At 61.6% G+C, this 11,544-nt stretch carries 10 protein-coding genes; 5 read left to right on the top strand and 5 right to left on the bottom strand.

Annotation, left to right across the window (positions count from 1 at the left end):
* Nucleotides 1-153: 153 nt before the first annotated feature.
* The 3 genes from H7U37_RS07240 to H7U37_RS07230 all read right to left on the bottom strand — a co-directional run bounded on the left by H7U37_RS07240 (nucleotide 154) and on the right by H7U37_RS07230 (nucleotide 4,530).
* Complete coding sequence (locus H7U37_RS07240; protein WP_204874774.1) at nucleotides 154-3,063, bottom strand: glycoside hydrolase family 3 C-terminal domain-containing protein; 2,910 nt, start codon at nucleotides 3,061-3,063, stop codon at nucleotides 154-156.
* A 343-nt stretch (nucleotides 3,064-3,406) separates the two neighbouring features.
* The gene (locus tag H7U37_RS07235) at nucleotides 3,407-3,598 is read right to left on the bottom strand and encodes a hypothetical protein (RefSeq protein ID WP_204874773.1); all 192 of its coding nucleotides are present in this window, start codon (nucleotides 3,596-3,598) and stop codon (nucleotides 3,407-3,409) included.
* Between the two features lie 155 nt (nucleotides 3,599-3,753).
* Nucleotides 3,754-4,530: a hypothetical protein gene (locus tag H7U37_RS07230; protein WP_204874772.1), complete on the bottom strand. Its 777-nt coding sequence runs from the start codon at nucleotides 4,528-4,530 to the stop codon at nucleotides 3,754-3,756.
* A 214-nt stretch (nucleotides 4,531-4,744) separates the two neighbouring features.
* On the opposite strand from H7U37_RS07230, the gene H7U37_RS07225 reads away from it, so the two are divergent.
* From H7U37_RS07225 to H7U37_RS07205, 5 genes are all read left to right on the top strand, one after another.
* Entirely contained in the window at nucleotides 4,745-5,791 is a 1,047-nt protein-coding gene (locus H7U37_RS07225) for an FAD:protein FMN transferase (RefSeq protein ID WP_204874771.1), read from the top strand.
* Entirely contained in the window at nucleotides 5,760-6,173 is a 414-nt protein-coding gene (locus H7U37_RS07220) for a NusG domain II-containing protein (RefSeq protein WP_243413697.1), read from the top strand. The genes H7U37_RS07225 and H7U37_RS07220 overlap by 32 nt, the downstream gene beginning before the upstream one ends.
* 48 nt (nucleotides 6,174-6,221) lie before the next feature.
* The gene (locus H7U37_RS07215; protein ID WP_207751962.1) at nucleotides 6,222-6,719 is read left to right on the top strand and encodes a Gx transporter family protein; all 498 of its coding nucleotides are present in this window, start codon (nucleotides 6,222-6,224) and stop codon (nucleotides 6,717-6,719) included.
* A gap of 123 nt (nucleotides 6,720-6,842) precedes the next feature.
* Nucleotides 6,843-8,093, top strand: a complete 1,251-nt coding sequence (locus H7U37_RS07210) for a polysaccharide deacetylase family protein (protein ID WP_243414268.1) — start codon at nucleotides 6,843-6,845, stop codon at nucleotides 8,091-8,093.
* 81 nt (nucleotides 8,094-8,174) lie between these two features.
* Entirely contained in the window at nucleotides 8,175-8,573 is a 399-nt protein-coding gene (locus H7U37_RS07205; protein WP_204874766.1) for a cytidine deaminase, read from the top strand.
* A 58-nt stretch (nucleotides 8,574-8,631) separates the two neighbouring features.
* On the opposite strand, the gene H7U37_RS07200 is transcribed toward H7U37_RS07205, so the two are convergent.
* Both H7U37_RS07200 and H7U37_RS07195 read right to left on the bottom strand, forming a co-directional pair.
* Nucleotides 8,632-8,895 (bottom strand): HPr family phosphocarrier protein, encoded by a 264-nt coding sequence (locus tag H7U37_RS07200; RefSeq protein ID WP_204874764.1) that lies wholly within the window; start codon nucleotides 8,893-8,895, stop codon nucleotides 8,632-8,634.
* A 231-nt stretch (nucleotides 8,896-9,126) separates the two neighbouring features.
* Nucleotides 9,127-11,508, bottom strand: coding sequence for an endonuclease MutS2 (locus H7U37_RS07195; RefSeq protein WP_204874777.1), 2,382 nt, complete (start codon nucleotides 11,506-11,508; stop codon nucleotides 9,127-9,129).
* Nucleotides 11,509-11,544 lie beyond the last annotated feature (36 nt).

The raw sequence follows: 11,544 nt of genomic DNA, 5'->3' as shown, positions 1-11,544 counted from the left end.
AAGGCAAAGCTGAAGGGCTTGCCGCCTGCAATTCACAGACAACAAGCCCTTTCGGCTGCTTAAACAATTTTTACTTTCAAATATTGTCTAACTTTTGGGGGTCACTTCAATCTCCCACGGCCAGGCGTTTTTTCTGGAACTTGATGAAAGGCGTTACTTGGCGGCAGCGGCGGAGGCGCGCTTCTTGCCGTACTTTTTCATGGTGCCCACTTCCAGGGCCACGAAGGCGGCGGCCAGGATCACATCCACCACGATGAAGGCGATCTGCCAGCCGGGCATACCGGTGTTCAAATTCTCGGGCGCGTAGGCGCGGGAGTTGACCACGGTGTAGAGGATGTTCTTACAGGCCTGACGCATGGCCAGCAGGCTGGTGGCGCTGGTGGAGTCCTTGACGTAGTTGGTGGCGGTGGGATAGTTGACCAGGCAGAAGTCGGTGCCGTTGCGGATGGCCTGGTCGGAGTTCATGTAGCCGTAAACGCCGAAGTAGTCGGTGAGGACCATACCCACAAAGCCCCACTCGTCCCGCAGGACGACGTTGCAAAGGGCGTTGCAGCCGCCGGCCCAAGTGGTGCCGACGTAGTTAAAGGAGGACATGACGGCCTGGCAGCCGCCCTCCTTCACGGAGATCTCAAAGGGCTTGAGGTAGATCTCGCGGATGGCCTGCTCGTTGGACCAGGTGCATAGCATCTCGCAGCGGCGGGCCTCCTGATCGTTGAGGGCGAAGTGCTTCATATAGGCGTACACGCCGTACTCCTTGGCGCCCTGGATGGCCTGAGAGGCGATCTTGCCGGACAGCACGCCGTCCTCGGAGTAATACTCGAAGTTACGGCCGGCGAAAGCGGAGCGGTGGGTGTTCATGGCGGGGGCGTACCAGTCGGAGGTGTCCATCTCGTCGGCCATCTTGCCGATGCTGCGGCCGAACTCCAGGGCCAGCTCCTGGCTCCAGGTGGAGGCGATCATCACGGCGGAGGGGAAGCCAACGGAGCCCACCTGGGTGAAGTTGTTGTTGATGGAGGCGGGGCCGTCACAGTCGTAGGTGTTGACCTTGTCCACGCTCTTGGCGGCGGCGGTCTGATAGCCGCCCATGGCGATGAGCTCGCTCATATCGGTCACGGTCAGCTGGTCCAGCAGGGAGTCCCACTGGGGATCGTCGTAGTCCACGCCGCGCAGGTCCACCAGGGACAGGCCGTTGCTGGCGCCGGTGGTGGGAGCCACGTCGCTCTCGTTGTTGTAGTTGTTGGGGTCGTAGTTACTGTTGTTGAGGAAGGCGGCCTTCTGGTCCTCGGGCATGGTGAGGCTGGCGGGGGCGGCGGTGGCCTCGGCGTAGTTGGCGAAGCCGTCGGCCCGGCTCAGGTAGGTCACATTGCCCTCCACGTCGGCAAACTGATTGACCGCGGCCACCTGATCGGTGGAGCGGGGATTGCTCTGGTCGTAGGTGATGGTCTGGTTGACGGTGTAGGTCTGGGCATCCAGCACGGTGTGGGAGTCAGCGTTGATGGAGATCACATACGCACCGGCCTCCAGCACATAGCAGCCGGCGCCATAGGTATCATAGGAGGCCATATCCTCCTGGTTGAAGGTGAAGGACAGGGTCTCGGAAGCGCCGGGCTCCAGCATCTGGGTCTTGCCGAAGGTGATGAGGTTGGCGGAGGCCTTTTCAATGCCGCCGTTGGTGTAGGGAGGATTGTAGTAGATCTCCACCACGTCCTTGCCGGCCACATCGCCGGTGTTGGTGACGGTCACCTCCACGGTGATGGTGCCGTCGGAGGCCACGCTGATGGGCGCCATCTCCTGGGAGAAGGTGGTGTAGGACAGGCCGTAGCCGAAGGGATACTGGACAGTGGTATCGTAGTCGATGAGGCCCTCGGTGGCGGCGGTCTCATAGAAGCGGTAGCCCACGTAGATGCCCTCCACGTAGTTGACGAAGGAGGGGCTGGTGGCAGAACCGAAGCTCTCGCCGGCAAACTCGCTCATGTTGTCGTAGACGAAGCCGAAGAAGTTGTTCCAGGTGGGGGTGGCGGTCAGATCGTAGACGAAGGTGTCAGCGGTCTTGCCGGAGGGGTTGACCGCGCCGCTGAGGATCTCGCCTAGGGCGTTAAAGCCGGACTGACCGGTGCCGGGGCACCAGAGAACGCTCTTGATCTGGGGGTAATCGTCCACAAAGCCCAGCTCCATGGTGTTGGCGCCGTTGTAGACCAGGACCACGTTGTCAAAGCTGGAGCAGACCAGATCCAGCATGTCCTTCTCGGTGTGGGACAGCTCCAGGTAGTGCTGGCCGGCTTCAAATTCGTCATAAGCGTCGGAGTTGTTGGTAAAGCTGCTGTTGTAGGAGCTGGTGCCGTCATTCCAGCTGCCGTCGATGACCGCGGCCATATCGGTAGGCAGGTCGGCGCCCTCGCCGCCCACGCGGGTGATGACCACCATGGCGGTGTCGGAGAAGGACTGGGCGTTGGAGATGAGGGTGTCGGAGTAAGTATCAGCGGGAGGCTCGGGGAGGGTCCAGTCCTGGGAGCTCATACCCACCACGGGACGGTCGGCCCGGTAGTCGGTATAGAACTGGCTCAGCTCAGTGTTAAGGGAGAAGCCGGCGTTTTCCAGGCCCTCCAGCAGGGTGACGGTGTGGTAGGCGTCATTGAGGGCGCCGGAGCCGGTGCCGCCGTAGCAGGGGTTGGTGGAGGCCCAGCCAAAGACATTCAGGTTGGAGTTACCCGAGAGGGGGAGCAGATTGTCCTCGTTTTTCAGAAGGACAATACCCTCTTTGGCAATTTCAGAGACAAGCTCGGTGGCCTCGGCGGAGGTCTCCTCGGAGATGGTGCCGCTGCCGGTGGCCAGGGTAATCATGGTGGACATGGGGCCAAAGCAGATCAGGTTGACCGCGATGACCAGAGCCAGCAGAATGGCCAGGACGGACTGGGCCCGGACCATGAACTTGCCGGCCTTGTCCATCTTGCGGCAGACGATCATGGCGATGACAGCCAGCACAAGGACCACGCCGAAGAAAATCAGTTGGGCCTTGCAGCTTTCGAGCACGCCGATGACGTCGCTCATGTTGATACTCAGCATTTCATTTCCTCCTATTTTTCATATGCACTTATGTGTGGAACCGGCTGACGGAAACCGGCTCCGGAGCTGACGGCCTGTGGGACATTTTTGACTCAAACATCCAAACGTGCCCAAGCACGGCCATTAGATATGGGCATAATAGCACAAAAAAATTACCTTGAAAAGGGCTTTGAGGGGCTTATGCCAAAATTTGCGTTTCTTTGCAGAAATTTCGGCTGCTTAAACAAAAAAGGAAGTTTCGTTTTGGAGGAAAAAACAATTGAAAAATGGCGGCGTCTCTGCCTCAGTGGGAAAAAGAAAGGGCCGCATACATCTGGTGCGGACAGATGTATGCGGCTGGCGTTCAGCGGGGGCGGAGGGGAGAGAGGGCGCGGTATTGCCGGGTGACGGTGCGGCACAGCTCGTTGTAATATGTGAGGTAAGCCCGCTTTTTGCGCCGCTCCTCCCGGAGCGCGGACTGGCGGACCTGCCAGTCCAGACAGCCCTTATGGCAGCCGGGACAGTAATGGGGGCAGGTGGTTTGACAGGGGATCATGGGCAAGACTCCTCTCTGGACCGATGGGTCCCTCCGGTTATCTCCCATTCTATGCCGCCGCCGGAGCGTCTGCCACCACAGAGGGGTAAAGTCTGGGTAAAAAGAAACCCCTGCCTTTCTGGGAAAGGCAGGGGAAAACGCTGCGGGAGAGGAGATCACATCAGGCGCACGGTGTAATAGACCGCCATGGCCAGCAGCCATACGATTTCCACCGCGTAGAGGACCGCCACGGGACCCAGACAGAAGCCGGCGGCCTGGACCGCCACAGACACCAGGAAGGTGAGGTAGAGCAGGATATAGTTGGCGTTGCCCGGGAAGCACTGCACCGTATGATCGCGGAACCGGAGCACGCCCCGGCCATCCTGAAGCTTGCGGATCACCAGAATGGCGGCCACCAGAGCCGCCAGCTCGACGATGAGGTAGGCATAGACCAAAAAGCCATGGGCGGGACGCTTGGAGAGCATCCAGAGGCCCAACAAGCTGACCGCGCCCACCAGCATGACCACAAAGAATTCCCGCTGATAGAGGTAATAGACCAGCGCCAGCACCGCCACACAGGGCACGCCCACATAGAGCGCCTTTACGCCGCTCTCCACAAAGAAGTGGGTGAGAATGGCGCTGACCGAAAGCAGAGCCAGAATGGTGGTCACGATTTGGGGAACCAGGGTCTTTTTGGACTTGCGGCGGGAGAGGACCCACCAGATCAGCGCGCCCACAAAGCAGACGGGCAGCACAAAAGACAGCACGCCGGTGGCGTCATAGATCCCCTTGGCGATGAGGATCTCTTCCGTTGTATCATATTCCACATAGTACCGGTTGAGGAGGAGCAGCAGTGCCTCAAACACCACGGACCCCGCGATCCAGATCAGAACGCGGTTGAGGATGGCATCCTCCCGTTTGGCCCGCTCTGCCGCCTTATCTCTCTTATCCATGTATTCATCTCCTGTGCAGTGAAGGTCGTTTGTCTCGCATTTGTATATTTTAGCAGAAAGCAGACGCATTTGCAACAGCAAAAATCCCCTGTTTCTGGCATAACTCTTTGCTTGGCGCTGTGAATTGTGGTACAATGGGCAGGACGATTCGCCCCGGGCCGGGCGAAGGAAAATGATTTGCATATGTTTGCATAATACGATGGGAGTATCGGGAATGAAGCTGCGTGCTTTGCTGGCGGGCTGCGCCGCCTTTTTGATGTTGACCGGCTGTGCCGCCTCCGGGGCGGAGGAGACGGAGCGCACATTTTTTGCCATGGACACGGTCATGCAGGTGCGGGTCTTTGGAGACGGGGGAGAGGAGGCCGTGCAGGCGGTCTGTGACGAGGTCCAGCGGCTGGAGAGCCTCTTGTCCCGCACCCAGCCGGAGAGCGATATTACCCGCCTCAACCAGTCGGCCGACGGCGGAACCTGGGTGGCGCTGGATGGCGAGACGGCGGAGGTATTGGATATGGCGCTGCGCTATGGGGAGGAGACCGGCGGCGCGTTTGACGTGACCATCGCGCCGGTCATGGACGCCTGGGGCTTCGGTACCTCGGAGGAGGAATACCGTGTGCCCGACGGGACGGAGCTGGCGGCCCTCCTTCCCCTGGTGGACAGCGGCCTGCTCACTCTGGACCGGGAAAACAGTTCCGCCTGGCTGGAAACCGCTGGTATGGAGGTGGATCTGGGCGGGATCGCCAAGGGCTACGCCGCCGACCGGGCCAAAGCCGTTCTGGAGGAGGCGGGGATCACCTCCGCGCTGCTGAACCTGGGGAGCAGCACGGTGGGGCTGGTGGGCGGCAAGCCGGACGGGTCGCCCTGGCGCATCGCGGTGCGGGACCCGGCGGATGAAAGCGCCTCCCTGGGCACGCTGGCCCTCACCGACTGCAGCGTATCCACATCCGGCGGCTACGAGCGCTATTTTGAGGCCGATGGTGTGATCTATCACCATATCCTGGACCCGGAGACCGGTTATCCGGCGGAAAAGGGACTTCTCTCAGTAACGGTGGTGACCGATGACGGGAGCCGGGCGGACGCCTGGTCCACCGCCCTCTATGTGATGGGCGCGGAGGAGGCATTGTCCTTTTGGCGGCAGTCGGGAGATTTTGAGTGCATCCTGTGCCGGAGCGACGGGACCGTGCAGGTGACCGAGGGACTGGAAGAAGCCTTTACGGCGGAGGAGGACGGCAATGGCTACACCTTTGAGATCGTCCGCCGCTGACCGGACCCGGCCCACGGTCTGGGACGGTCTGGTGGTGCTGGTCATCCTGCTGCTGGCCGGAGCGCTCTTTGCCGCGCTGCTTCCCAAGGAGACCGGCGGAAGCCTGACCCTCCTGGTCACCCTGGACGGAGAGGAGATCGGGAGATATGACCTGGATGAGGCGGCGGAAGGGACTCTGGTGACCATAGAGGCGCCCTATCCCATGACCATCGAGCTCTCTCCCCGGGGGGTCCGGGTGGCGGAGACGGCCTGTCCCCACGGCGACTGCGCCGCCGCCGGCTGGATCGACCGGGCGGGAGAACAGATTGTCTGTCTGCCCAACCGGCTCATCCTCTCTCTGGAGGGGGAGGAAACAACAGATATTGACGTGGTGATCGGATAAAAGTTCCCCACCCGTCCCAATTTTTTTGATTAAGGAGCGGTGTTTGCCTTGCCTGTCCGCCGTCTGACCCGCTGCGCCGTGCTGACCGCGCTGGCGCTGGCCCTCTCGGTCTGCGAGGGCCTGTTTCCGCTGACCGTCCTTTTTCCCCTGCCCGGGCTCCGGCTGGGGCTGGCCAATCTGGTGACGGTCTACGCCCTGTGCCGCCTGTCGGGACGGGAAGCCCTGGCCATTCTGGTGGCCCGCTGCTTTTTGGGCAATCTGCTGGGGGGCAATCTGACCGCCCTGGCCTTTTCTCTCACAGGGGGGCTGCTGGCGCTGGGGGTGATGGCCCTCCTGCTCCGCCTGCCGGGCCTCTCGCTGTACGGCGTCTCCATCGCGGGCGCCGCCGCCCACAACACCGGGCAGGTGCTGGCGGCCATGGTGGTGCTGGATGCCAGGGCGCCGCTGGTCTATCTGCCCCCTCTGCTGCTCTGTTCCCTGGTCACGGGAGGGGCCACCGGCGGCGTGGCCGGCCTGCTGCTGCGCCGGCTGCCGGAAAAAGCTTAAGGAATTTGTTCGATTTTGTAACCGATTTATACTATCTTTTTCCCTGCCGCTCTGCTATGATACAGACCACATCCATGAAATAGAGACAGAAAGGAATGGAACGCCATGTTGACAAAAAGCAGAATGGCCGCATTGTTTTTGGCCTTAAGCCTGGTCCTGCCGCTGGCAGCCTGCCAGGTTTCCGACGACGTACAGCCGGCGGACGGGAGCACGCCGCCCTCTGAGAGCGCCGCGCCTACCCCCACCCCCACACCGGAGGGCGACCCCTACGACGCGGTGCGCAACTACTGGTCCGAGGACCAGCTCACCCAGGCCTGGGGACCGGACCAGCCGGTGGAGCACCTCTTCTTCCACCCCATCATCGCCTATCCCACCTACACCTTCTCCGACGCGGTACCCGAAAACCGCCAAAAAGGTCTGGACGACTGGATGGTGACGGTGGACGAGTACAAAAAGATCCTCCAGAGCGTCTACGATAATGGTTATATCCTGGTGAATATGGGGGACGTGTGGAGCGAGGTCACCGATGAAAACGGCGTGAGCCATATGGAGCGCAACACTCTGATGCTGCCCGAGGGGAAAAAGCCCCTCATCATCTCCTTTGACGATGTGAACTACTACGAATATATGCTGGAGGAGGGCTTCACCTCCAAGCTGGTGCTGGGGGAGGACGGCCAGATCTGGGCCGAGACCCGGGACCCCTTTACCGGCGAGGTCTCCCTCACCCAGGACCTGGACGCCACCCCCATTCTGGACAACTTCGTCCTGGAGCACCCCGACTTCTCCCTCAACGGGGCAAAGGCCATCTTCTCCCTCACCGGCTATGAGGGCATCCTGGGCTACCGCACCCAGAACGACATCGACATCGCCGCCGACGACCCCAGACGCCCCGCCTTTGACGCCAACCGGGCCGCCGAGATCGAGGCGGTAAAGCCGGTCATTGCGCGGCTCAAGGAGACCGGCTGGACCTTCGGCTCCCACACCTGGGGCCATATCAATCTGGACTCGGACAAGGTGGACCTGGACTGGATCAAGCGGGACACCGTCCGCTGGGCCGAGGAGGTGGGGTCTCTGGTGGGACCCACCAACATCCTCTTCTATCCCCACGGCGCCCGGCCCGACGGCGACGACTGGCACAAGACCGGTCCCAAGCTCCAGTACCTCCAGAGCCAGGGCTTCCGCATTTTTGCCAGCGTGGGCATCAACTCCTTCTCCTACATCAAGCAGGACATCTCTGCGGTCATCTGCGACCGGCTCCACCCCGACGGCACCACCCTCCGCAGCGGGAAATCCCTGGAGCGGTACAGCCAGTTTTATGACGCCCGGGAGATCATCGACCTGGACGTCCGCCCGGACCGGGGTGTGGGCTGGTAATTGAATCAGGGGTCAAAACGTGGTACAATGGGAGAACAAGAACCATTGTACCACGTTTTTTATGGAAAGGAGGCCGTGACGATGACCGATCAGGAACTGGTGGAGCTGGCCTTCACCATGCTGGAACGCTCCTATGTGCCCTACTCTGGCTTTCCGGTGGGCGCGGCGCTGGAGTGTGCCGACGGGACTATTTTTACCGGCTGCAATGTGGAGAACGCGGCCTACGGCTCCACCATTTGCGCCGAGCGCACCGCGCTGGTCAAGGCGGTGAGCGAAGGGCGGCGGGACTTTTTACGTCTGGCCGTGGTGGGTAACTCGGAGGACTATTGCTGGCCCTGCGGCGCCTGCCGTCAGATGCTCTACGAGTTTGCGCCTGAGCTGACGGTACTGGTGGGACGGAAGGACCACGCCTTTGTGCGTCTGCCGCTCCATGCGCTCCTGCCCCATGGATTTGGGCCCCGTTCCCTTACAACCGAATAAAAAGAGAGAAAAGCGCCGCGGATGCGGCGCTTTTCTCTTTCAGCCATTCAAATAAACCTTACTCGGAGAAGTTGGAGCCGATCAGCTCGATGAGGGCTTCAACAGCTTCCTTTTCATCGGGGCCGTCCGCAATCAGATTGATGGAGGTGCCCTTGACGATACCCAGGGAGAGCACACCCAGCAGGCTCTTCGCGTTGACCCGGCGCTCTTCCTTCTCCACCCAGATGGAGCTCTTGAACTCGTTGGCCTTCTGGATAAAGAAGGTGGCAGGTCTTGCGTGCAGGCCCACCTGATTGTTCACAACTGCCTCTTTCATATACATAAGCGTTTCCTCCCCATATGCACTGGCATATTTCAAGTATAAGGATAGCAAATTTGGACGAAACCGTCAATGATAATTTGTAAAAATTCCGTTCTGAAATAAATCCGTTCCTCCCGGCAAGCGGACAAAGTGAGATTGCGGCCACTTGCAATTTGACATATCCCCCCTTTTCAGACGGAAAACGGAATTTTTGCACAAAATTGAGTGGCGACGGGGTCAGAAGCCCGTTTTTTACCGAAGCTGTGCCACCGTCACGCCGTCCTCCCCCTCGCCGAACCGGCCCGGACGGAAGGATTTTACATACCGGCTGCGCTTGAGGTGCTCCCGGACGGCCTTGCGCACCGCGCCGGTGCCCTTGCCGTGGATGATGGTGACCTCGTTGAGCCTGGCCAGCATGGCGTTATCCAAAAACTGATCCAGCACGCCGATGGCCTCGTCGCTGGTCATGCCCCGCAGGTCCACCTCGGGGGAGGCGCCCAGACTGCGCAGCTGATGCTCCGCCCGGGCGGCCACCTTTTTGGCCTCTTTTTTGACGGCCTCGCCGCCGCCCTCCACCACCCGGACCTCGTCCTGCCGGGCGGTGATCTTCAAAATACCGGCCTGTAATTGGAGCACGCCGTCCTTGCTGACGCTGAGCACCGTGGCTCTGGTGCCCATTTTCACCAGCTCCACCGTATCGCCCGCCACCGCCGGACGGGTGGGAGGCGGCAGGGGGGCCTCCGGCTCCTGGCCCAGACGGTCGCCTGCCTCGTTGAGCTGACGGCGCAGGCCGGAGCGGGCCTCGTTGACCCGCTGCCAGTCGGCGTCCTTCTGCTGCCGGCGGCGCATGTCGTCCAGCTCCCGGAACACCTGGTCGGCGGTGGCTCTGGCCTCGTCCAGAATGGCCCTGGCCTCGGCCTGGGCTTTGGACACGGCCTTTTCCCGCTGGGCGGCCAGCTCGGCCTTATAATTGCGGGCCGCCTCGGCGGAGGCCTCGATCTCCCGCCGGAGCCTGCGGGCGGTGTCCTTTTCCCGCTCCATCTCCTGGCGCTGCTGGTCCAGCTGGGTGAGCACGTCCTCAAAGCGGACGTTTTCCGCGTCCAGCCGGGCGGCGGCGCTCTGGATGATCTCCTTTGGAAGGCCCAGCCGCTCGGAGATGGCGAAGGCGTTGGATTTTCCGGGAATGCCCACCAACAGCCGGTAGGTGGGGGCCAGAGAATCCACGTTAAACTCACAGGAGGCGTTTTCCACCCCGGCGGTGGTCATGGCGTAGACCTTCAGCTCGGCATAGTGGGTGGTGGCGGCCACCAGCGCCCCCAGCTGCCGGGCCCGCTCAATGATGGCGGCGGCCAGGGCGGCGCCCTCGATGGGGTCGGTGCCGGCCCCCAGCTCGTCAAAGAGGATGAGGGTCTCGTCGTCGGCCTCCTCCAGGATACCCACGATGTTCACCATGTGGGAGGAGAAGGTGGAAAGATTCTGGGCGATGGACTGCTCGTCGCCGATATCGGCCAGCACCCGGGAGAACACCTGGATGTGACTGTCGGCGTCCACGGGAATGTGGAGTCCGCACTGGGCCATGAGGATGAGAAGGCCCATGGTTTTCAGGGTAACGGTCTTACCGCCGGTGTTGGGGCCGGTGATGACCAGGGTGTCGTAGTCCACCCCCAGGGAAAGGTCGTTGGCCACTGCTTTTTTGGGGTCCAGGAGAGGGTGGCGGGCCCGGCGGAGAAAGACGCCCTTGCCGGAAATGGCGGGCTGACTGGCCCCCATGCGGTAGGACAGCTTGCCCCGGGCAAAGATCACGTCCAGCATAATGAGCAGGTCGTAGTCCTGGGCGATGTCCTCCTTGTGGGCGGCGCACTGGGCGGAGAGTTCGGCCAGGATGCGTTCAATCTCCTTTTCCTCCTTGGCCTGGAGCTCCCGGAGCTCATTGTTGGCCTTGACCACCCCCATGGGCTCCACAAAGAAGGTGCCGCCGGAGGAGGAGACGTCGTGGACCAGGCCGGGGACCTCGTTTTTGTGCTCCGACTTGACGGGCACCACAAAGCGGTCGTTGCGCTGGGTAATGATGGCCTCTTGGAGGTATTTGGCCTGGTTGGAGGAGATGATTTTTTGCAGAATGTCCCGCACCTTGGCGGCGGTGGCCCGGATATGCCGCCGGATGGAGGCCAGCTCGGGGCTGGCGGAATCGGCGATCTCGTCCTCGGCCACGATGGAGCCGGTGATGCGCTCTTCCAAAAATCGGTTGGGGACCAGGGAGGCGAAGAGATGGTCGATGGGTGTTTTTTTATCGTCGCGCCGGCCGCCGGCATACTCGCCGGCGGAGCGGGCCGCCCGGAGAACGGCGGCGATGTCCAGCAATTCCCTGGTGTTGAGGGCGCCGCCCATATCGGCGCGCTGGAGGGCGTGGCCCACGGGCTTGACGCCGGAGAAGGAGGGCGTGCCGTTGAGGGTCATCATTTCGGCGGCGGCGGAGGTCTCGTCCAGGCGGCGGCGGACGTCGTCGGCGTCGGTGAGGGGCCGCAGGGCGAGACAGCGCTCCTTGCCCTCCTGGGTGACGGCCTGCTCGGCCAGCATGGCCAGGACCCGGGGCAGCTCCAGGGTGCGGATGGATTTTTCAAATCGTTCAGTCATCATAGTCGAGGTTCTCCCAGCGGGTTAATAGCAGGA

Source organism: Pseudoflavonifractor phocaeensis (genome assembly GCF_016901735.1).
In the GTDB taxonomy this organism is placed as follows: domain Bacteria; phylum Bacillota; class Clostridia; order Oscillospirales; family Oscillospiraceae; genus Pseudoflavonifractor_A.
The sequence above is the reverse complement of the archived record's forward strand: the minus strand, read 5'-3'. Positions and strand labels throughout refer to the sequence as shown.

Bases quoted from the DNA above. Each gene is read 5' to 3' on its own strand.
- H7U37_RS07240 (WP_204874774.1), bottom strand. From the start codon at position 3,063: ATGCTGAGTATCAACATGAGCGACGTCATCGGCGTGCTCGAAAGCTGC.
- H7U37_RS07235 (WP_204874773.1), bottom strand. From the start codon at position 3,598: ATGATCCCCTGTCAAACCACCTGCCCCCATTACTGTCCCGGCTGCCAT.
- H7U37_RS07230 (WP_204874772.1), bottom strand. From the start codon at position 4,530: ATGGATAAGAGAGATAAGGCGGCAGAGCGGGCCAAACGGGAGGATGCC.
- H7U37_RS07225 (WP_204874771.1), top strand. From the start codon at position 4,745: ATGAAGCTGCGTGCTTTGCTGGCGGGCTGCGCCGCCTTTTTGATGTTG.
- H7U37_RS07220 (WP_243413697.1), top strand. From the start codon at position 5,760: ATGGCTACACCTTTGAGATCGTCCGCCGCTGACCGGACCCGGCCCACG.
- H7U37_RS07210 (WP_243414268.1), top strand. From the start codon at position 6,843: ATGGCCGCATTGTTTTTGGCCTTAAGCCTGGTCCTGCCGCTGGCAGCC.
- H7U37_RS07205 (WP_204874766.1), top strand. From the start codon at position 8,175: ATGACCGATCAGGAACTGGTGGAGCTGGCCTTCACCATGCTGGAACGC.
- H7U37_RS07200 (WP_204874764.1), bottom strand. From the start codon at position 8,895: ATGTATATGAAAGAGGCAGTTGTGAACAATCAGGTGGGCCTGCACGCA.
- H7U37_RS07195 (WP_204874777.1), bottom strand. From the start codon at position 11,508: ATGACTGAACGATTTGAAAAATCCATCCGCACCCTGGAGCTGCCCCGG.